Source organism: Neisseria sp. P0014.S002 (genome assembly GCF_051958295.1).
Lineage (GTDB): Bacteria > Pseudomonadota > Gammaproteobacteria > Burkholderiales > Neisseriaceae > Neisseria > Neisseria flavescens_B.
Genome location: NZ_JBQCVO010000002.1, coordinates 89,667 through 111,492 on the forward strand (window position 1 = coordinate 89,667; position 21,826 = coordinate 111,492).

The window sequence follows — 21,826 nt, forward strand, 5'->3', positions numbered from 1 at the left end:
GCACCATAACAGGACATCACCATGATTCAACATGCAGGCTTGGGCTACCGCCGCGACTTGGCGGAAGACTTCCTCTCGCTTTCAGACGACAGCCCGATACGCTTTATCGAAGCCGCCCCCGAAAACTGGCTGAAAATGGGCGGCAGGGCGCGCAAACAGTTTGACCGCGTGGCGGAACGGCTGCCGTTGGCGTTGCACGGATTATCCATGTCGTTGGGCGGACAAGCCCCGCTGGATACCGACTTGATAGACGGCATCAAAGAAATGATGCGCCGTTATGACTGCACGTTTTTCTCCGACCATTTGAGCTATTGCCACGACGGCGGTCATCTTTACGATTTGTTGCCGCTGCCTTTCACTGAAGAAATGGTGCAACATACCGCGCGCCGTATCCGTGAAATTCAAGACCGATTAGGCTGCCGCATTGCCGTAGAAAACACGTCCTACTACCTGCATTCTCCGCTTGCCGAAATGAATGAGGTTGAGTTCCTCAACGCTGTTGTCCGTGAAGCCGACTGCAGCATTCATTTGGACGTGAACAATATTTACGTCAACGCCGTCAATCACGGCCTGTTGTCGCCTGAAGCCTTTTTGGAAAACGTTGACGCAGAGCGCGTGTGCTATATCCATATTGCCGGACATGACGTGGAAACGCCGGAATTGTTGATTGATACGCATGGCGCGGCGGTTTTGCCGACCGTTTGGGACTTGCTCGAACTGGCCTATGCCAAGCTGCCGACGATTCCGCCCACCCTGTTGGAACGCGATTTCAATTTTCCGCCTTTTGCCGAACTCGAAGCCGAAGTCGCCAAAATCGCTGACTATCAAACGCGTGCCGGAAAGGAATACCGCCGTGCAGCCTGAAACCTCCGCCCAATACCAACATCGCTTTGCCCAAGCCATACGCGAAGGCAAAGCCGCAGACGGATTGCCGCAAGAACGGTTGAACGTCTATATCCGCCTGATACGCAACAATATTCACAGCTTTATCGACCGCTGTTATACCGAAACGCTGCAATACTTTGACAGCGAAGAATGGGGCCGTCTGAAAGAAGGTTTCGTCCGCGACGCGCGCGCCCAAACGCCCTATTTTCAAGAAATCCCCGGCGAGTTCCTCCGATATTGCCAAAGCCTGCCGCTTTCAGACGACCTCTTGGCATTGATGGACTTTGAGTACACCCAGCTGCTCGCCGAAACCGCGCAAACCGACAGTCAAACAACCCATGCTGATTCAGACGATTTGGCCTACACCCTTTCTCCCGCCGCCTTTGTGCGCCGTTATCAGTATGATGTGACCGATGAATTGCAGGAGGCGGAAACTGCTGTTTTGGTGTGGCGCGATAAGGAAGACGATGTGATGTATCAAACGCTTGATGGATTCGGTGCATTATTGCTGGAAACGCTGGCTGAGACGCCCACTTCCCTAAACGGCCTGCAAACCATGCTGGCAGAGTTCATGCCGTCTGAAAACGTTTGGCAGGACGCATTAAGGCAGCAATGGACGGATTGGCGGGAACAGGGCATTTTGGTTGCGGCATAAATCAAGGCCGTCTGAAACGGGTACAGTCGGTTTTGGCGAAACAAAAAAACTACTGAAATCGTTTATAGATTCAATCGCATGCTCTTTCCGTATCAGCGTAAAATCAGAAGCATATTGATCATTCATTTCATACTGATACATTATGGCCCTACCCGAACTGACTGATGCCGAGCTTGCCAAATCCCGCAAACTGCTGCTGCGCTTTGCCCATATCCAGCTGCCCGACCGCCCCGATTTGGCGGAAGACCTCGTACAGGAAACCATGCTTTCCGCCTACCGTGCGGCCGAGGGTTTCAAAGGCGACGCACAAGTGAGCAGCTGGCTGTTTGCCATTTTAAAAAACAAAATTACCGATTGCCTGCGCCAAATCGGGCGGCAACGCCAAGTTTTCGTCACGCGCGACGAAGAAGCTTTGGATGAAGCCTTTGAAGGACATTTTGCCACCGACGGGCATTGGACGGACGAAGGACAGCCTCAGGGTTGGGACTCGCCCGAAGCCAGTTTGAATAATAAAGAGTTCTACCAAGTTTTGCAGACCTGCCTCTACCATCTGCCGGAAAACACCGCCCGCGTGTTTACCATGAAAGAAATTCTCGGCTTTTCAAGCGATGAAATCCGCGAACAATGCGGCATCAGCCATGCCAACTACCACACCATTATGCACCGCGCGCGCGAAACCTTGCGCCAGTGTCTGCAAATCAAATGGTTCTCCCATGCCTGACAGGAAAACGCCATGAAGAAATGCCGCAAAATAACCGATCTGATTTCCAAACAGCAAGACCAAGTGCACCTCGGTCTTTTTAATCGCATTGCCCTCGCTGTGCACCTGTCTCTCTGCCCCCGTTGCCGAGAATATAAGAAACAGCTCGAATTAATCAGCAACGCCATGCACAAGATGTTTCGATGATTCAAAAAAAGGCCGTCTGAAACCTACCCCTGTCAGTTTCAGACGGCCTTTTTGTATCTGCTTTGTTTATTGCTAACCTTGAATAAGCCATGTTTTGCCGCTCACTTTTTTAGCAGTATTTGTTTTCAAACTTGCGCCATTGGCTTTTGTTTTTGGAGGCATGGCTTAAGATTTTGATAAGGTAGAACAAGATAAAGGCCGTCTGAAAGATAAATTTCAGACGGCCTTTTTCACGGTTCTTATTGTTGCTCTTCCGGCTCTGATTCGTCTTTGCCGAACCAGTTGTCAAAGCGGATGGTGTATTTCAACTCGCCGCCGGAGGAGCGCGTGCCGATGCGGGCAATGGCTTGGATGGCGCGGGTCAGTTGGTACACGAGTTTGACGGATTGTTCGGCGCTGGAGATGCCGTATTCGTAACCTACGTAGAGGTTGTTGGTGAGCTGTTTGCCGACGGTCAGGACTTGTTCGGCAGGGTTGAGCTCGCCGGTTTGGGCGTTGCGGCTGCGTTTGCTGGTGAAGCCCAAATCATCGACAAGGCCGATGCGGTCGTTGACTTGGCCGGCAAGCAATGCGCTGGCGGCCGCAGAGAGCGTGGCGTTGTCACCGTCGCTGCCGCTGCTGGCACGGTTGAGGATGAGCCAGGAGAGTTTGTCTTTTTCACTCATGGCTTCCTTGGCAACCAAGGTTACGCGCGGATTGTTGAGGCTGCCGAGGACTTCGACACCTGCCCCGACCGGGGAGAGGCGGCGTTCGGCACGGATGTTGAGGTTTGGATTGGTCAGCGGGCCGACAAAGGAAACCGATCCTTTGGTGATGTCGAGGTCTTGGCCGTAGGCTTTGTAGCGGCCTTTGACAACGCGCACGGTACCGACGCCTTGGATGGCTTCGCCCGGACGTGATGTGATGGCCAGTTTGCCGCCGATGGTAACGTCTGCGCCGTAGCCGACAAAACGGACATTGTCGTTGATGTTCAGGGTAAGGTTCATATTAATCGGCGTGGTGGCCGTTGCTTCTTTTGGGGTTTCGCCCAGGACGACCACGTCGTCATCGAGGGTCGGCATGGAGGATTTTTGCGAACCAAACCTGCCGTAGTCGGTGTTGAGCGTGCCGTTGAGCGATACGCCTTTTTCCGGATTGTAGAGGACTTTGGCCGCGCCGGAGAGCTGCAGTTGGCGGTTTGGACGCGAGAGGGTGCGGTATTTGTCGAAGACGATGTTCACGTCGACATCGGGGTTGGCGTTGGCAAGGTTGACCGCGCCTTTGAGCTCAATCGTGCCGCCACGGTGGAATTTGAGGCTGTCGATCACCCATTTTTGACCCTGCAGGCGTGAACGCAATACGCCGTTGTCGAGAATCAGGCCTTGGGTTTGATGGCGGTAATAGAGGTTGTCGCCGTTAATCAGACCACTCAGTTGCGGATCGTTCAGACGGCCTGCCAAATTGACAGCGGCGTTCAGACGGCCTTTGAGGGTTTGGCCGACGGGCAGGAAGTTGCGGAAGACTTCGAGGTTGGCAACGTTCAGGTTGAGCTTGCCGCTCAGAGGGGCGGTATCGAAGCTGGTACCCTGACCGATATTGACGGTACCGTCGGCACGGCCGTAATTGGTTTGGAGGTCGAGGTTGCTGTTGACGGTAGGCGAACCGAGTCGGCCGCCGATGGTGGCGGTCGCGTTCAGACGGCCTGCAATGCCTTGGGCTGTCGCCGGCATAAAGGATTTGAGCGAGCCCAAATCGGGAACGCTGATATTGACTTTGCCGCTGACAGGGGCGTTGTTGATGTTGTTGCCGAACTGCTGAGCGATGCCGAGCGTGCCGTCAACTTTGCCGAAGCGGGTGTTGCCTTCCAGCGTGCTGTCGATGCGGCCGTTTTGGAAACGGGTGCGCAGGGCGAGCGCGGAAAGTCCCAAAGGCTGTTTGTTTTTCGGGTCTTTGCTTGGCAGGATGATGTCGCCGCTTTGTCGGTTGATGTTGAGGAAGCCGCGCGCGTTTTGACTGTACGCCAAATCCCAGTCGCCGCCCAAGACGAGGTTGTGTTCGATGGGCGGGGTGTAGAAGTTGTGCAATTCGGTAATGTGCAGATTTTGCGCGCTGCCTTTACTGGTAATGCCGGCTTTCTTGTCCCAAACGAAATTTTGCAGGTTGAGGCTGCCGCCCATGGCCGCCCAGCGTGCGCTGCTGAGGGAAACGCGTTCGCTGCCAGCTTCGAGGTTGAGGCGGTTTTGCAGTTTGAGGTTGAACGCGCCGTTGATGTCGAGCGTGTCGACCGTGCCTTTCCATTGGGTTTGGTCTTTGTTGAGGCCGCCGGTGGCATCGAGGTCGAGCTTGTAGCGTTTGCTGTCCACCGCCATGCTGCTGTTGCCGCGGATGTGGTGGTGCGAGCCTGTGCCGCTGATGAGCAGGTTGACGTTGTCAATCATGGCCGCGCCGCCGGAGACGGCGATGTGTTCGCCTTTAATATCGGCACTCAACGGACGGTTGGTATCTGGCGAACCTTTGAGCTTGAAGTCGAGGGTGCGGATGTTGACGGTATCGGCGACTTTGAAGTTGCGCGCTTCACCGTTCAAATCGGCCTCAAGGGTTTTGAGGCCGTCTGAAAAACTGCCGGAGATGTAGCCGCGCGCGTTGAGCAGGCCGCCCAAGCCGAAGCCGAAACGCGACAAATCGGGGGCGGTAATGTTGAGGTTGAGGCGGTCGCCTTTTTTGCCGAAGCTGCCGTTGGTTTTGACGATGTTGCTGCCGAGGGTCAGGTCGGTCAGGGCGCGCGAGAGGTGTTTGTTTTCATAGGCGACGTCGGCTTTGCCGCTGAGTGGAACGCCGTTAAGCGTACTCGGTGCAAACTGCATTTTGCCGGCGAATTTTTCTTGTGCCAGTATGCCGTTTAAGTTGATGTTGCCGTTGACGCTGCCTTGCGGAAGCTGCGGATCGATGCGCGCAGGGTTGAAGGCTTTGCTGACGATGTCCAGTTGCAGTTTGCGGTCTTTGAAGAGTTCGAGCGAGCCTTTGGCGTTGAGCTCGCCGCCGTTTTGCGGAACCAGGCGGACTTTGTCGAGCTTGAGTGTACGCTGGCCGAGCTGTTTGTCGGTTTGGAAAAACAGCATGCCGTCTGTACGCGCAAATCCGCTGTCGAGATTCCAGTTGACGACGGGGGAGGAGGTTTCACCTTTGACGTCGATACTGCCGTTCAGACGGCCTGCGATGTTTTGACGGACGAAGTCGTCTGCGCCGGTATTGTTGATGCCCAGTGCGAGTTTGAGCTGGTCTTGGGCGGTGTCGATAGTGCCGGATACGTCGATGCTGCCGTCTTTGAGCAGGTCGACGCCGATGTCTTCAATCATGACCGTGCCTTTATCGTCGACGATGAATTCGCCGAGGATGCGTTTTACGGGGATATGGTTTTCATCGGCAAAACCGGCTTGGTCGTTTTCCAAGTCTATCGAGCCTTCCAACGCAACGCCGTCAGTAAAGGACGGAATGGTGGTGGCGTCGAAATTCAGGCGCGCTTTGGGCAGGCTGGGCAGGAAGGCCTGCGGATTGATGTTGGAACCTTTAATCAGAATTTCGCCGACGGTTTCGTTGAGGCTGTCGGCGAATGGGTGGATGGTGGATTTGGCAGACAAATGAACGTTGTCGCCGTCGAGCAGCAGGTCGGTGTACACGTCTTGCAGACTGCCCCACAGGCGCACCGTGCCGTGTATGGTTTCGCCCTCAAGCTGGCCTTTGGTGTAGATGGCAGTATTGAGGACGTAGGGTTTATTCAAACCGAGCACCACCGCGCCTGTCGAGCTGCTCCAGGGCGTATCGGCGGTTTTGATGTGGAGGCGGTGTTCTTTTTTGTCGTAATGATAGGCTGCGTGCAGATGGTCGAGATAGACGGTCTGCTTGTCAAAACGCTTGCCCACGCTGATTTTGCCGGTTTCCAAACGGTCGAGATAGGCGGTAACGGGCAGGTCTATGCTGTCGGGCAGGCCTTTTGACGGCTCTTCTTCTTTGGGCGGCGTGCGTTTGGTCACAATGGCGATGTCGCCGGCCACGACTTCGGTAATGTGCAAAGATGGACGGAACAGCTCGGACGGTTTCCAATCAAAACGGAAGCTGCTGATTTTGATGTCCGCACCGTCTGTTTCAATCAACCATTTGTCGCCTTCAAAACCTTCAATCAGCGTGCCTTTCAGTGTATCCGAAGAGATTTTGACGCCGAACCATGACGGGATTTTGTACAAACCGAAACGCAAACCCGATTCCGTACCGACCAGCCAGCCGATCGCGCCGGCGGAAACGGTCAATACGCCCAAGGCGGACAGGACAAAGCCGCGCAACAGGCGTTTTTTGCGCTTTGGCGGGGCAGGCTGTTGTTCAGACGGCGTGGAAGTGTTTGCAGTATCGGTCATGATATTTTTCTGTTTGTCTGTTGTTCAGACGGCCTGAAATGGCTGAGGCCGTCTGAAAGAATGGATGATGAGTATGTTTTTTAAAACCTTGTGCCCAAGCTGATGTGCCAGCGGATTTTCTTGTCGTGATGGCCGTAGGCAATGTCGAAGGAGAACGGCGCAACCGGGCTGAACCAGCGCACGCCCAAGCCGGTACCGTGTTTTAAGGTCATGTGTTTGAAGTTGCTTGCCGCATCGCCGACATCGTGGAAGATGGCACCGGAGAAGCTTTTGGTAACCGGAAATTGATATTCGAGGCTGCCGACCACCAAGGCGCGTTGCGGCAGGACAGAGCCGTTGGGGCCGGCCAAGCCGATGCTGTCGAGTTCGTAACCGCGTACGGAAGTTGCGCCGCCGGTACGGAACATCAGGCTGGACGGTACTTCTTCGCCTTCGCGGGCATAAACGTAGCCTGCTTGTCCGCGTACGATGAATGTACCGAGTTTTTTATTTTCAGGCGTGAAGAAATAGCCTGCGCGTGCCATGGCGCGTGCCATTTGGGTGGAGGAGAGGAATTTGCCCAAGGTCGTGCCGATTTTGCCGTCGAGGTAGTAGCCGTTTTGAGGGTGAAGCTCGGTTTCGATGCTTTGCCGTTTCCATGAGGCGGTCAGCATGGTGGCATGGCTTCGACCCAAATCGTAGCTGGTGTCGGGGACTTTGCGGTCTTCGGTAATAAATTCGAGGCCGAAGCGGGCATCGATATTGTTGCGGTCGCGGACATACCAAATACCGCTGGTCAGGGCGCGTTTTTCAAGGTTTTGCGTGGTCGAGCGGTTGTAGGAAACGTTGCTGGTCCAGTAGTTGCCGCGGTTGTTGCGCGGTTGGCTGATACCGGCGGCCAGCGTGGTTTCGTATTTGTCCATGTCCCAAACGATGGAACCGATGTAGCCTTTGTTAAAGAGGTTGTAATAGTCGTAGGCGATGCGGCCGCCGATTCCGTATTCGGAGTCGTAGCGGATACCGGTTTCCAGTTTGTGGCGTTTGACTTCGGTCACGTTGATTTTGACGGGAACGCGGTCGCCTTGCAGTTGATCGAAGTCGGCTTGTACGGACGCGCCGGAGTAGTGGCCGTTTTGCTCGAGCGCCTGTTGCAGGTCGAGGATTTTGCCCAAGTCGTAAGGCGAACCTGGGTAGAAACGCGCCATGCCGGAAACCACGCTCTCAGGGTAGCGGCGTGTGCCGGTAATTTGGAAATCGCCAAAGTAAATGGGGCGGTTGCTCTCCACGATGACGTTCAAGTCGGCTTTTTGGGTATTGGGATTGATGGTGGCTTGGGTGGTGGTGAGTTTCGCCAACGGATATTTTTTACGTGTGACCGCGCTGAGGACGGAGGTTTTACTCGCACTCCAGCCGTCTTGGTCGAAGTTTTCGCCAACGGGCTGCTGCCAGTTTTCCATCGCATTTTGGTAGTACTCGGCCAAGTTGTCGTCATTCAATACGTCGCCGAGGATGGCCACGCTGACGTTGTCGACTTTGGTGCGCGGGCCGGGGGTGACGTTGACGGTATAGCTCTCGCCGTGGTCTTGAATATTGACGTTGCTGTTGAAGTAGCCTTTGGTCCGGAGCATGGTTTTGACGTTGTCGGGTGCCTCTTCGGCGAGGAAGCCGACCTGTTCTTTGTCCAGCTCTTCTTCCTGCTGCTGGGTAATCAGCGGCAGGTATTCTTCAAGCATTTCTTTGACTTCGCTGTCTTGGGTGTCGATTTTGACGGGGAATTTGGGCTTGAGTTTGCCTGTTTGGTCGTCTTTGGGCTGCTTGGGCATTTCGGATTCGGGAACAGCTTCGTAGTCTTCCGCTTTGGGAACGGAAGTATCTATTGCCAACGCGTGTCCGTAGGCGAGCGCCAATGATGCAAATAAAACAGGGTAGGTCAGTTTGGTCATGATGTGTGTTCGACAGCGACAATTCTTCAGTTTGGGGATTTTAACATTATTTCTGCAAGGTTTCAGGCTGTGGTTATAAACGGAAATTTAGCGCGATAACGTTGCAAAATGCGACTTAAGGGCGGATTTTGGTTTGTTTCTATCTGATTGTAATATTTATGTTTTGTGTTTTTACTGATGAAGTTGCCTTTGTATTCGGCCTTATGCGTAGATTTCAGGCCGTCTGAAAGCAAGATACAGAGAAGTAAAGCAACGGTATGGGCATACTTTAAAGTAGGGTTTGACCGTATTTTTGGCATTAAAGTGCCAACTGTGTGATAATAAACCTATCAAGTCCTATGAAAGACTTTAAAGCCTTGAAAATAATGACTTCAATGCTTTTTTATTGCGCTTTTAACGTCTATCAAACTCTCGAATTTGAGTAGTACGTTAATAGTTGGAGCTTATTGATTGGTTAAATTGTTGCATTACTAAAGTGCTTCGTAATCGGTAAATTATTAGCTAAAGGAGAAAAAATGAATATTTTATTATTAGACGGTGGAAAAGAGTTTGGTCATTCACATGGCGAGTTGAACCATACGCTTCACAAAAAAGCGAAAGAAGTTTTGACCGCACTTGGACACAATGTACAAGAAACCGTGATTGATGCCGGCTATGATGTTGAAGCAGAAATTGAAAAATTCTTGTGGATGGATGCCGTGATTTGGCAGATGCCAGGTTGGTGGATGCACGAACCTTGGACAGTGAAAAAATACATAGACGAAGTATTAACCAGCGGACACGGCAAGCTTTACCACAGTGATGGCCGTCATCGTGTCAATCCGACAGAAGGCTACGGCACAGGTGGCTTGTTGCAAGGCAAAAAACACATGCTTTCACTTACTTGGAATGCGCCGATTGAAGCCTTCACCCGCGAAGGCGACTTCTTCGAAGGCAAAGGTGTGGATGCGTTATACATGCACTTTCACAAACTCAACGAGTTTATCGGCTTGAGCCGTCTGCCGACATTCTTATGTAACGATGTGATTAAAAACCCACAAGTAGAAAAATACTTAACCGATTACCAAGCACACTTGGAAAAAGTATTTGGCTAATCGCAAAATATTAGTTTAGAAGGTGAGCATTTTTGCTCGCCTTTTTTATTTCAAACGCTTATTAAATCCCCAGATAGGGAGAGGAAGATGAATAGACTGAGTTTAGATAAAACAAGCGGTCAAGTTTTGACGGAGATTTGCAAAAACACCTAAAAATTTGACCGCACTTTAAAATAAAAAGATCTAAACATCCTCAATTTGAAACTGCTTAAATGCTAAACTTTGATGCTGTTTTTGTGAGGTGTGCATGAAAACCTCGCCGACAAATGATTTTTATTTTAGAATGTAAGACTTTTTTAACATATCTTTAAATTGTGAAGGAACGGATATGGCAAGTGGCAATCCGATTTTGAACGCGCTCAATCGCGTCAGCCTGGTGGCGCAAATCGCCATCGGCTTGGTTTTAGGTATTATTGTGGGTGCAGTTTCGCCGCAAGTCGGTATCAGCGCAGGACTGCTGGGCAGCCTGTTTGTCGGTGCGCTTAAGGCTATCGCGCCGATTTTGGTATTTGTTTTGGTGACCGCCGCCATTGCGCAACACCAAAAAGGCAATCAGGCCCACATCAAACCGATTTTGATTTTGTATATTTTCGGTACGTTTGCTGCGGCTGTGGTGGCAGTCATTGCCAGTATGGCATTCCCGACCACGCTGATTCTGCGTACGGCAGGCGATGTATCCGTTGCGCCGCCTTCCGGCATTGTCGAAGTGCTGAAAACACTGCTGATGAATTTGGTGGCCAACCCGATTAACGCGCTGGCCAATGCCAACTATATCGGCATTTTGGCTTGGGCTTTGGTATTGGGTGCGGCTTTGCGCCATCACGGTTCGGATACGACCCGCCAAGTGGCGGCGGACTTGGCCGATACCGTTTCGACGGTTGTGAAGTGGATTATCCGTTTTGCGCCGCTGGGTATTTTCGGCTTGGTGTCTTCTACCATTGCGGAAACCGGTTTTGAAGCGCTTGCCGGTTATATGCAGCTGTTGGCCGTATTGCTCGGCTGTATGCTGTTTATCGCTTTGGTGGTCAATCCGATTATTGTGTGGACGCAAATCCGCCGCAACCCTTTCCCGCTGGTGTTTACCTGCCTGCGTGAAAGCGGCGTGTATGCCTTCTTTACCCGTTCTTCCGCCGCCAATATCCCTGTGAATATGGCATTGGCGAAAAAACTGGGTTTGCACGAAGACACTTACTCCATCTCCATTCCATTGGGTGCTACCATCAATATGGCCGGTGCGGCAATCACCATTACTGTTTTGGCGATGGCTGCGGCGCACACGCAAGGTATTACGGTTGACTTCGCCACCGCCCTGCTGCTGAGCCTGGTGGCTACCGTCAGCGCGTGCGGTGCATCCGGTGTGGCAGGCGGCTCGTTGCTGCTGATTCCTTTGGCGTGCAGCCTGTTCGGTATCGATAACGATGTGGCCATGCAGGTGGTTGCTGTCGGCTTCATCATCGGCGTGATTCAAGACTCTGCAGAAACCGCGTTAAACTCTTCCACCGACGTTTTGTTTACTGCCGCTGCCGATTTGGGCCGTCAACGTAAAGAGTGATTTTTAAGGGCAACCTAAATCCAGCAAAGGCCGTCTGAAAAGTTTCAGACGGCCTTTGTTTTATGCCAAGCAAAGGGATTTTTAGATGGTCAAGCCGATAGATTGGTTTGATCGGACTGACGGTATACGCTGTCATCAGTTGGATTTTTCCCGTAAAATACAGTCTTGAATGTATTTGAACACCTCTTTCAGACGGCCTGACCGTTTTATCACATTTGCAAAAACAATGATTAAAAAAATATTCTCATGGTTCGAGTCACGCATCGACCCTTATCCCGAAGCCGCCCCGAAAACGCCAGAAAAAGGGTTGTGGCGGTTTATTTGGAGCAATATTGAAGGCGTGCGTAAATGGATCGCCGTGTTGGCCGTGTTTACGGTCGGCGTCGGCATCATGGAAGCCTTGATGTTCCAATTTATGGGCAAGGTGGTCGACTGGCTCGGCGCGTATACACCGCAAACACTTTTTGCTGAAAAAGGCCATGCATTAATCGGCATGATGGCCATGGTGGCATTTTTTGCCGTTTGGACCTTTTTCGCTTCCAATGTACGCCTGCAAACCCTGCAAGGCGTGTTCCCCATGCGCCTGCGCTGGAATTTCCACCGCCTGATGTTGGGACAAAGCCTAGGCTTTTATCAGGATGAATTTGCAGGACGTGTGTCCGCCAAAGTCATGCAGACCGCGCTGGCGCTGCGCGATGTCGTGATGACCGTCGCCGATATGGTTGTGTATGTGCTGGTGTACTTCATCACTTCCGGTGTGATTCTGTCCTCATTCGATGCCTGGCTTATCGTGCCGTTTATCTGCTGGATGATTGGATTCGCGATGATTATGCGCTTCCTGATTCCCAAACTCGGCAAAACCGCTGCACGCCAAGCCGATGCGCGCTCGCTGATGACCGGCCGCATTACCGACGCCTATTCCAATATCGCCACCGTCAAACTCTTCTCCCACGGCGCACGCGAGGCCGCTTATGCCAAGCAGTCGATGGAAGAGTTTATGGTAACCGTCCATGCCCAAATGCGTTTGGCAACGCTGCTGCACACCTGCAGCTTTATCGTCAACAGCTCGCTGACCGTCGGCACAACCGCCTTGGGCATTTGGCTTTGGTATCACGGCCAAGTCGGCGTAGGCGCGGTAGCCACCGCCACGGCCATGGCATTGCGTGTGAACGGTTTGTCGCAATACATTATGTGGGAGTCTGCCCGATTGTTTGAAAACATCGGTACTGTCAATGATGGCATGGCGACCCTGTCCAAACCCCACACCATCCTCGACAAACCGCAAGCCTTGCCGCTGAAAGTCACCCGAGGCGAAATCAAGTTTGATCACGTCGATTTTTCCTACGAAGCAGGCAAACCGCTCCTCAACGGCTTTAATCTGAACATCAAACCCGGCGAAAAAGTCGGCTTGATAGGCCGCAGCGGCGCGGGCAAATCCACCATCGTCAACCTGCTCCTGCGCTTTTACGAACCGCAAAGCGGCACGATTTCGATCGATGGCCAAAACGTGGACAGCGTTACCCAAGAAAGCCTGCGCGCTCAAATCGGTTTGGTGACGCAAGATACCTCCCTGCTGCACCGCTCCGTCCGCGACAACATTATCTACGGCCGTCCCGATGCAACCGAAGCCGAGATGATTTCCGCTGCCGAACGTGCCGAGGCCGCCGGTTTTATTCCTAACTTAAGCGATGCCAAAGGCCGACGCGGCTATGATGCGCACGTCGGCGAACGCGGCGTGAAACTTTCCGGCGGCCAGCGCCAACGCATCGCCATTGCCCGTGTCATGCTTAAAGACGCGCCGATTCTGTTGCTTGACGAAGCCACCAGCGCGCTCGACTCCGAAGTCGAAGCCGCCATCCAAGAAAGCCTCGACAAAATGATGGAAGGCAAAACCGTGATTGCCATCGCCCACCGCCTCTCCACCATCGCCGCGATGGACCGCCTCATCGTCTTGGACAAAGGCCGCATCATCGAAGAAGGCAGCCACACCGAGTTGCTCGAGAAACAAGGCCTGTACGCCAAACTTTGGGCACACCAAAGCGGCGGCTTCTTGAGTGAGCATGTCGAGTGGGAAAATAATTAAACGCTTTGAAAGAAGATAAAGGGCCGTCTGAAAACATTTTCAGACGGCCTTTGTTAATGAAGCAAAGGGCAGGTGGATAACCGCCCTTTTTTAGTTGAAACCTTAGTTTTTTACAGCCCCAGCGACCAAGCATTTTGGTGTTCGGACAAGTCTTCCAAGCGGTTTTCGTAATGGGCGAAGATTTCTTCGATAATCTCGTCTTCGTCGTCGATGACGCGGATCAGGTTCAAATCCTCTTCCAAAATCAGGTTTCTGCCCAACAACTGCTCGCGTATCCAGTCCAGCAGTCCTGCCCAAAATGCTTTGCCCACTAAGATAATCGGGCGGTCAGGCGTTTTGCCGGTTTGCACCAAAGTCAGGCTTTCAAACAATTCGTCCAATGTGCCGAAACCGCCGGGCATGACGACATACGCCACGGCATGTTTGACGAACATGACTTTGCGCGGGAAGAAGTGTTGGAATTTAATCGACAAATCTTGATACGGATTGGCTTTTTGCTCGTGCGGCAACACGATATTCAGTCCCACCGCCGGACTTGCGCCTGCAAACGCGCCTTTGTTGGCCGCTTCCATAATGCCCGGCCCGCCGCCGGAGATGACGGAAAATCCGGCATCCGACAGTTTGCGTGCCAAGCGTAATGTGAACTCGTAGTCGGGATGATCTTCAGGCGTACGCGCGCTGCCGTAAATGCTGACGGCTGGCTGAATGGCGCGCAATTCTTCGCCGGCTTCGACAAATTCGGAAATAATCTTCAATACATGATACGACTCGCGCGCCTGAATATCGCGGCGGGTTTCGTCGGGCAGCATGGGTTTGGGCAATTTTTTGAGCAGGCTCATGGCTTTTCCTTCGTGTTTTTATGTGCAGTATTGTAACCCGAAAGGGGTGGGCCGTCTGAAAGTTGGGTTTCGGCGGCAAGTGTGCCTGCCACATTTTCAAAAGCCCGTTACAATATCTGCTTTTATTCAACTGCTCCGCCATGCTCGATATTATCCACCGCGACAGCCGCACTATCGCCGTCAACAAACCTGCCGGAATGCTGGTGCACCGAAGCTGGTTAGACAAACACGAAACCCGTTTTGCCGTGCAGACCCTGCGCGACCAAATCGGGCAGCACGTCTATCCCGTCCACCGCCTGGACCGCCCGACTTCCGGCGTCTTGCTGTTTGCCCTCGATACGGAAGCTACACGGTTATTGACGCAGCAGTTTGAAAATAAAACCATCGAAAAAACTTATTGGGCCATCGTTCGCGGTCATCTGCCTTCAGACGGCCTGATTGATTACGCCCTCAAATATATGCCCGATAAAATTGCTGAAGCGCAGACCGAAGCGACTTTGCAGGAAGCGCAAACCGCCTACCGCTGTCTGGCACAAACCGAGCTGCCGTTCCAGTCCGCCCTGCGTTATCCGACCTCGCGTTATTCGTGGGCCGAACTCAAGCCGCACACCGGACGCAAACATCAACTCCGCCGTCATATGAAACACATTTTCCACCCCATCGTCGGCGACACCAACTACGGCGATTTGCGCCAAAACCATGCCGTTGCCGAACATATCGGCACGCAACGCCTGATGTTGCACGCGCGAAGCCTCAGTTTTCAAAGCATAGAAGACGGCAGCCGGATGACTGTAAACGCGCCGATAGACAATGACTGGCAGCTTTGGTTGGAAAAATTCAAAACCGAGGCCGTCTGAAAACCCGAACCGCACATTTTCAGGCGACCCGGTCATGGAAAAAAACAGGCAAATCCCTTACAATACGCCCTAAAATTTTGAAAGAACACAAGAATCATGGAAGCCGAAGTAATCAACCAGCTTAACAACACCCTAAACGACTTGGAGAAGCGCAGCGAAGACATCCGCGTCTATATGGACTACCAAGGCAAAAAAGACCGCCTTGAAGAAGTCATCGGCCTCTCCGAAGACCCGGAACTCTGGAATGACCCCAAACGCGCCCAAGAAATCGGCAAAGAGCGCAAAATCCTCGAAGGCATCGTGGTGACCCTCGACAACATCGCCACAGGTATCGAAGACAACCGCATGCTGATTGAAATGGCCGTCGAAGAAAACGACGAAGAAGGTTTCGCCGCTGTTCAGGAAGATGTGGCCGGTTTGGAAAAACAAATGGCTGACCTCGAATTCAAACGAATGTTCAACCAGCCTGCCGACCCGAACAACTGCTTTATCGACATCACCGCAGGCGCGGGCGGTACCGAAGCCGAAGACTGGGCGGGCATGTTGTTCCGCATGTACAGCCGCTACGCCGAGCGCAAAGGCTTCAAAATCGAAATCCTTGAAGAAGACGACGGCGAAATCGCCGGTATCAACCGCGCCACCATCCGCGTGGAAGGTGAATACGCCTATGGCCTGCTGCGCACCGAAACCGGCGTTCACCGCCTGGTGCGCTACTCGCCGTTTGACTCAAACAACAAACGCCACACCTCGTTTGCCTCCGTGTTCGTTTATCCCGAAATCGATGATTCCATCGAAATCGAAATCAACCCCGCCGATTTGCGTATCGACACTTACCGCGCATCCGGTGCCGGTGGTCAGCACATTAACAAAACCGACTCCGCCGTGCGTATTACCCACGAGCCGACCGGTATCGTGGTTCAATGTCAAAACGACCGTTCGCAACACGCCAACAAAGCTGCCGCGATGGAAATGTTGAAATCCAAACTGTATGAATTGGAAATGCGCAAACGCAACGAAGAGAAACAGGCTTTGGAAGAAGGTAAGTCCGATGTGGGTTGGGGCAGCCAAATCCGCTCATACGTTTTGGACTCCTCACGCATCAAAGACTTGCGCACAGGCTACGAAGTCGGCAACACCAAAGCCGTATTGGACGGCGATTTGGACGGCTTCATCGAAGCCAGCCTGAAACAAGGTGTGTAAACTGTAAGAGATAAACAGGCCGTCTGAAAGATTTCAGACGGCCTGTTTATTGTTGAATATGGCAGTAACTATATCCACTGCGATGATTTATATTTCCAGCAGGTAAAAGATTCTATCTATTTGAATAAGCTAAAGTCTTATCAGCCTAAATGGAATGCTGAACGCAGTAAATATATCCGTTTTCGGCTACATGAAAAATACAATATAGAAAATCTAAAAATTAACGGTTTTTGAATATGTAAGGCATGACGGATATGGCCGCGATATGCTTGTTATGTAGCTATTGATTTCTTTTTAAATGAGAATATTACTCTTTTTGTAAAAATATACTTTTTAATGTTTTGCAAATGCAAAGATTGACGGTAATATATGGTTTCCATAAAAATGATTGGTAGGTATAACAGGCCGTCTGAAGCCTGAGCCTGTCTAATATATTAGGAGAACTCATAATGTCCGGCCAAAAGCTGTCTTCTGCCGAGAAAACTTTCTTCGGCCATCCTTTGCAATTATCCACCCTATTCCATATTGAGCTGTGGGAGCGTTTTTCCTTCTACGGTATGCAGGGCATCCTGCTGATTTATCTGTATTACACCGCGAGTCAAGGCGGTTTGGGTATGGATAAAGCCTTGGCCGGCGGCATTGTCGGCGCGTACGGCGGCAGCGTTTACCTGTCCACCATTCTCGGTGCGTGGTTGGCCGACCGCATTTGGGGCGCGGAGCGTACCCTGTTTATCGCCGGCATCGTCGTGATGACCGGCCATATTTTATTGGCGATCGTACCGGGTTTGATGGGATTGCTGCTGGGCTTGGTGTTTATCGCGCTGGGCAGCGGCGGCGTGAAATCGTCTGCCGGTTCGATGGTCGGTTCTTTGTATGAACGGGAAGACCTGCGCGAATTGCGCGATGCCGGTTTCTCTATTTTCTATATTTCTATCAATATCGGCGGCTTCTTAGGCCCGTTGTTGACCGGTATTTTGCAAGACAGGATGGGTTTCCATTACGGTTTCGGCGCGGCGGCTGTCGGCATGGCATTCGGCCTGTTGTGGTATTCGCGCGGCCGTAAAAACCTGCCGCATACGCCGGCGCCCAATCCGTTGCGCCCTGAAAAGGTACAGACTGCAATAGCTGTCGGTGTGTTGCTGGTTTTGGTGTTGGGCAGCGTGATTGCTTCCGGCGCGCTCAATCTTGAGAACTTTTCACGCTGGCTTTTGGGCGTGGTCATTATCACCGTCATCGCTTATTTTGCACGCCTGCTGGGAAGCAGCCAGGTTGAGGCAGCCAATAAACGTTACATCATGGCCTATATTCCGCTGTTTTTGACCATTTGCATGTTCTGGGCGGTTTGGTTTCAGGTATACACCGTTGCAACGGTTTATTTCGACGAAACGGTCGACCGTACTTTCTTCGGCTTTACCGTGCCTGTTTCATGGAAAGACTCGATACAGGCCATGTGGGTGGTTCTCTTCTCCGGCGTGATGGCGGCGGTGTGGACGAAAATGGGCAAACGCCAACCTAAAACGCCGTTGAAGTTTGCGCTGGCCATGTTGGTAACCGGCGTCTCTTATTTGTGTTTCATTCCGTATATTTCATCCGGAACCCCGATGCCGATTATCGTGTTTATGCTGGTGTTGCTGGCGATTACGATAGGCGAGTTGATGCTGTCGCCGATTTCGCTGTCGTTTTCCACCAAAATCGCACCGAGCATGTTTAAAACACAAATGGTTGCGTTGAATTTTTTGGCATTGTCTATCGGCTTTACCTTGGGCGGAGTGTTGTTTAAAGACTACTACAATGCTCAGTCGCCATTGGATTTCTACTGGATGCTGGCCACCATCGGTGCAGTAACCTGCGGTATCCTGTTGGTACTTGCCCCGGTATTGAACCGCATGCTCAAAGGTGTCGATTAATTTTTCTATTTAAAATAATGTGATGTACACAGGCCGTCTGAAAAGAATCAGTTTTCAGACGGCCTGATGTTTTTATTGAGGTTTGGAAAAGGGCGGTTTTCCAGATTTTTGAATTAAATCGGACAGGTAGAAAATCCGAATTAAATGATACATGATTAAATTGAAATTAAAATTGTGAAATATTAAATAAGAATAAGAATTGTTCTCATAACTTTATTGAATTTATTAGTGTTTTTTTACTGATTTGCTGATATTTACCTTTAAATGGCTTTTGAAATTCGATAAAATGGTAATCTATTTTTAAGATTTGTCTGTCAACCAGTTAGGTACGACCATGTTGGCCAGTTACTTTCCCGTCCTCGTATTCATCCTCGTCGGCCTTGCGGCCGGTGTGCTGTTTATTCTACTCGGCACAATTTTAGGCCCGAAACACCACTATGCCGAAAAAGACGCGGCTTACGAATGCGGTTTTGAAGCCTTTGAAAACGCAAGGATGAAGTTCGACGTACGCTATTACCTCGTCGCCATCCTCTTCATCCTGTTTGATTTGGAGGTCGCGTTCATGTTGCCGTGGGCAGTCGTGTTCAAAGATTTGGGCGCGTACGGCTTCTGGTCTATGCTGGTGTTTATCGTCGTTCTGACGGTAGGCTTTATTTACGAATGGAAAAAAGGTGCGCTGGAATGGGAATAGAAGGCGTTTTGAAAAAAGGTTTCATCACCACCAGCGCGGATACGGTGTTGAACTATATGCGTACCGGTTCATTGTGGCCGGTTACTTTCGGCTTGGCCTGCTGCGCCGTGGAAATGATGCATGCGGGTATGGCGCGTTATGACCTTGACCGTTTCGGTATCATTTTCCGTCCGTCCCCACGTCAGGCCGACCTGATGATTGTGGCAGGTACGTTGACCAACAAAATGGCGCCTGCGCTGCGCCGCGTATACGACCAGCTCGCCGAGCCGCGCTGGGTATTGTCTATGGGCTCGTGTGCCAACGGCGGCGGCTATTATCATTACTCTTATTCCGTTGTGCGCGGTGCCGACCGCGTCGTGCCGGTAGACGTTTATGTGCCGGGTTGTCCGCCGACTGCGGAAGCCCTGATTTACGGCCTGATTCAGCTCCAACAAAAAATCAAGCGCACTTCCACCATCGCGCGTGACGAGTAAGGAGAGGACGATATGGCAAGCATTCAAAACTTATACGAGACCGTCGTCGGCGTGCTTGGCGATCAGGCAAGCAAAGTCATTTCAGCTCTGGGCGAGATTACCGTCGAGTGTCTGCCCGAACATTATGTTTCAGTGATGGCCACGCTGCGCGATCATGAAGAACTGCATTTCGAGCTTTTGGTCGATTTGTGCGGTGTCGATTACAGCACTTACAAAAACGAAGTATGGCAGGGCAAACGCTTTGCCGTCGTCAGTCAGCTGCTTTCCGTTAAAAACAATCAACGCATCCGCGTACGCGTCTGGGTTTCAGACGACGACTTCCCCGTAGTCGAATCTGTAGTCGATATTTACAACAGCGCGGATTGGTACGAACGCGAAGCCTTCGATTTGTACGGCATCATGTTCAACAACCACCCGGACTTGCGCCGCATCCTGACCGATTACGGCTTTGTCGGACATCCGTTCCGCAAAGACTTCCCGATTTCCGGCTATGTGGAAATGCGTTACGACGAAGAGCAAAAACGCGTGATTTACCAACCTGTTACCATTGAGCCGCGCGAGATCACGCCGCGTATCGTCCGTGAGGAGAACTACGGTGGCCAATAAATTAAGAAACTACACCATCAACTTCGGCCCGCAACACCCTGCGGCGCACGGCGTATTGCGTATGATTTTGGAGTTGGACGGCGAACAAATCGTCCGTGCCGACCCGCATATCGGCCTCTTGCACCGAGGCACCGAAAAACTGGCGGAAACCAAAACCTATCTGCAAGCCCTGCCCTATATGGACCGCTTGGACTACGTTTCCATGATGGTCAACGAGCAGGCGTATTGTTTGGCAGTAGAAAAACTTGCCGGTATTGATGTGCCTATCCGCGCCCAATACATCCGCGTGATGTTTGCCGAAGTAACGCGCATCCTCAACCACTTGATGGGCATCGGTTCGCACGCCTTCGACATTGGTGCGATGACCGCCATCCTTTACGCCTTCCGCGACCGCGAAGAGCTGATGGACTTGTACGAAGCTGTGTCCGGCGCGCGTATGCACGCAGCCTATTTCCGTCCCGGCGGCGTTTACCGCGACCTGCCCGACTTCATGCCTAAATACGAGAGCAGCAAATTCCGCAACGCCAAAGTATTGAAGCAGCTCAACGAATCCCGCGAAGGCACCATGCTCGACTTTATCGATGCCTTCTGCGAACGCTTCCCGAAAAACATCGACACACTCGAAACCCTCCTGACCGACAATCGTATTTGGAAACAGCGTACCGTCGGCATCGGCGTTGTCACTCCTGAGCGCGCCATGCAAAAAGGCTTTACCGGCGTGATGCTGCGCGGTTCGGGCGTGGAATGGGACGTGCGTAAGACACAGCCTTACGAAGTGTACGACAAAATGGATTTTGACATCCCCGTTGGCGTCAACGGCGACTGCTACGACCGTTACCTCTGCCGTATGGAAGAAATGCGTCAATCCGTACGCATCATCAAACAATGCTCCGAGTGGTTGCGTGTCAATCCCGGTCCGGTCATTACCACCAACCACAAATTTGCTCCGCCCAAACGTACCGAAATGAAAACAGGTATGGAAGACCTGATTCACCATTTCAAACTCTTTACCGAGGGTATGCACGTTCCTGAGGGCGAGACCTATACCGCTGTCGAACATCCGAAAGGCGAGTTCGGCGTTTACATCATTTCAGACGGCGCAAACAAACCCTACCGCCTGAAAATCCGCGCACCCGGCTTCGCCCATCTGCAAGGTATGGACGAAATGGCAAAAGGCCACATGCTGGCCGACGTCGTTGCCATCATCGGTACGCAGGACATCGTATTCGGGGAGGTTGACCGATAATGTTATCCGCAGAATCTTTAAAACAAATCGACATCGAGTTGGCAAAATATCCTGCCGACCAACGTCGCTCCGCCATTATGGGCGCATTGCGTATTGCCCAAACCGAAAAAGGCTGGCTTGCTCCTGAGACCATCGCCTTTGTCGCAGACTATATCGGCATTTCGCCTGCACAAGCCTACGAAGTCGCTACTTTCTACAATATGTACGACCTTGAGCCTGTCGGCAAATACAAACTGACCGTTTGTACCAACCTACCCTGCGCCCTGCGCGGCGGTATGGCTACCGGCGAATACCTCAAACAAAAACTCGGTATCGGCTACGGCGAAACCACGCCCGACGGCAAATTTACCCTTGTCGAAGGCGAATGCATGGGCGCATGCGGCGACGCTCCGGTCATGCTGGTCAACAACCACAGCATGTGCAGCTTTATGACTGAAGAGGCGATTGAGAAAAAATTAGCAGAATTAGAATAGATCGTCTGAACACATTAGTTTGTAATCAAACTTACTAGTTATTCCAAA

The 21,826-nt window shown here is 51.9% G+C and carries 17 protein-coding genes; 14 read left to right on the top strand and 3 right to left on the bottom strand.

The window, feature by feature from the left end; translation table 11 throughout:
* The first annotated feature begins 21 nt into the window (after positions 1 to 21).
* From ACTHSX_RS02685 to ACTHSX_RS02695, 3 genes are all read left to right on the top strand, one after another.
* Positions 22 to 864, top strand: a complete 843-nt coding sequence (locus tag ACTHSX_RS02685) for an HvfB family MNIO-type RiPP peptide maturase (protein WP_440376738.1) — start codon at positions 22 to 24, stop codon at positions 862 to 864.
* Positions 854 to 1,540: an HvfC family RiPP maturation protein gene (locus ACTHSX_RS02690; RefSeq protein WP_440376739.1), complete on the top strand. Its 687-nt coding sequence runs from the start codon at positions 854 to 856 to the stop codon at positions 1,538 to 1,540. The genes ACTHSX_RS02685 and ACTHSX_RS02690 overlap by 11 nt, the downstream gene beginning before the upstream one ends.
* Positions 1,541 to 1,682: 142 nt before the next feature.
* Positions 1,683 to 2,261, top strand: a complete 579-nt coding sequence (locus ACTHSX_RS02695; RefSeq protein ID WP_440376740.1) for a sigma-70 family RNA polymerase sigma factor — start codon at positions 1,683 to 1,685, stop codon at positions 2,259 to 2,261.
* A gap of 425 nt (positions 2,262 to 2,686) precedes the next feature.
* Here the strand turns inward: ACTHSX_RS02695 and ACTHSX_RS02700 are convergent, their stop codons facing one another.
* Entirely contained in the window at positions 2,687 to 6,835 is a 4,149-nt protein-coding gene (locus ACTHSX_RS02700; protein WP_440376741.1) for a translocation/assembly module TamB domain-containing protein, read from the bottom strand.
* A gap of 80 nt (positions 6,836 to 6,915) precedes the next feature.
* Positions 6,916 to 8,757 carry an autotransporter assembly complex protein TamA gene (locus ACTHSX_RS02705; protein ID WP_440376742.1) on the bottom strand — a complete coding sequence of 614 codons (1,842 nt, stop codon included), beginning with the start codon at positions 8,755 to 8,757 and terminating at the stop codon, positions 6,916 to 6,918.
* Positions 8,758 to 9,272: 515 nt separating this feature from the next.
* Between ACTHSX_RS02705 and ACTHSX_RS02710 the strand changes: the two genes are divergently transcribed.
* The 3 genes from ACTHSX_RS02710 to ACTHSX_RS02720 all read left to right on the top strand — a co-directional run bounded on the left by ACTHSX_RS02710 (position 9,273) and on the right by ACTHSX_RS02720 (position 13,486).
* On the top strand, positions 9,273 to 9,851 hold the full coding sequence (locus ACTHSX_RS02710; protein WP_440376743.1) for an NAD(P)H-dependent oxidoreductase: 579 nt from the start codon (positions 9,273 to 9,275) through the stop codon (positions 9,849 to 9,851).
* Between the two features lie 328 nt (positions 9,852 to 10,179).
* Positions 10,180 to 11,403 carry a serine/threonine transporter SstT gene (gene sstT, locus ACTHSX_RS02715; RefSeq protein ID WP_222570666.1) on the top strand — a complete coding sequence of 408 codons (1,224 nt, stop codon included), beginning with the start codon at positions 10,180 to 10,182 and terminating at the stop codon, positions 11,401 to 11,403.
* 226 nt (positions 11,404 to 11,629) lie between these two features.
* Positions 11,630 to 13,486 (top strand): ABC transporter ATP-binding protein, encoded by a 1,857-nt coding sequence (locus tag ACTHSX_RS02720; protein ID WP_295847124.1) that lies wholly within the window; start codon positions 11,630 to 11,632, stop codon positions 13,484 to 13,486.
* Positions 13,487 to 13,596: 110 nt separating this feature from the next.
* Here the strand turns inward: ACTHSX_RS02720 and ACTHSX_RS02725 are convergent, their stop codons facing one another.
* The gene (locus tag ACTHSX_RS02725; RefSeq protein WP_070590039.1) at positions 13,597 to 14,325 is read right to left on the bottom strand and encodes a TIGR00730 family Rossman fold protein; all 729 of its coding nucleotides are present in this window, start codon (positions 14,323 to 14,325) and stop codon (positions 13,597 to 13,599) included.
* Positions 14,326 to 14,465: 140 nt separating this feature from the next.
* On the opposite strand from ACTHSX_RS02725, the gene truC reads away from it, so the two are divergent.
* The 8 genes from truC (at position 14,466) to nuoE (ending at position 21,778) form a co-directional block, all read left to right on the top strand.
* Positions 14,466 to 15,182, top strand: a complete 717-nt coding sequence (gene truC, locus ACTHSX_RS02730) for a tRNA pseudouridine(65) synthase TruC (protein ID WP_440376744.1) — start codon at positions 14,466 to 14,468, stop codon at positions 15,180 to 15,182.
* A 96-nt stretch (positions 15,183 to 15,278) separates the two neighbouring features.
* Complete coding sequence (gene prfB, locus ACTHSX_RS02735) at positions 15,279 to 16,382, top strand: peptide chain release factor 2 (protein WP_440376745.1); 1,104 nt, start codon at positions 15,279 to 15,281, stop codon at positions 16,380 to 16,382.
* A gap of 449 nt (positions 16,383 to 16,831) precedes the next feature.
* Positions 16,832 to 18,289 (top strand): oligopeptide:H+ symporter, encoded by a 1,458-nt coding sequence (locus tag ACTHSX_RS02740; protein WP_440376746.1) that lies wholly within the window; start codon positions 16,832 to 16,834, stop codon positions 18,287 to 18,289.
* Positions 18,290 to 18,623: 334 nt separating this feature from the next.
* The gene (locus ACTHSX_RS02745) at positions 18,624 to 18,980 is read left to right on the top strand and encodes an NADH-quinone oxidoreductase subunit A (protein WP_070606431.1); all 357 of its coding nucleotides are present in this window, start codon (positions 18,624 to 18,626) and stop codon (positions 18,978 to 18,980) included.
* Positions 18,971 to 19,453, top strand: coding sequence for a NuoB/complex I 20 kDa subunit family protein (locus tag ACTHSX_RS02750; RefSeq protein WP_002215610.1), 483 nt, complete (start codon positions 18,971 to 18,973; stop codon positions 19,451 to 19,453). Before ACTHSX_RS02745 ends, ACTHSX_RS02750 begins: the two co-directional genes overlap by 10 nt.
* A gap of 12 nt (positions 19,454 to 19,465) precedes the next feature.
* Positions 19,466 to 20,059, top strand: a complete 594-nt coding sequence (locus ACTHSX_RS02755) for an NADH-quinone oxidoreductase subunit C (protein ID WP_440376747.1) — start codon at positions 19,466 to 19,468, stop codon at positions 20,057 to 20,059.
* Positions 20,049 to 21,305: an NADH dehydrogenase (quinone) subunit D gene (gene nuoD / locus ACTHSX_RS02760; RefSeq protein ID WP_003686526.1), complete on the top strand. Its 1,257-nt coding sequence runs from the start codon at positions 20,049 to 20,051 to the stop codon at positions 21,303 to 21,305. The genes ACTHSX_RS02755 and nuoD overlap by 11 nt, the downstream gene beginning before the upstream one ends.
* Entirely contained in the window at positions 21,305 to 21,778 is a 474-nt protein-coding gene (gene nuoE / locus ACTHSX_RS02765; protein ID WP_004467713.1) for an NADH-quinone oxidoreductase subunit NuoE, read from the top strand. Before nuoD ends, nuoE begins: the two co-directional genes overlap by 1 nt.
* The last annotated feature ends 48 nt before the right edge of the window (positions 21,779 to 21,826 follow it).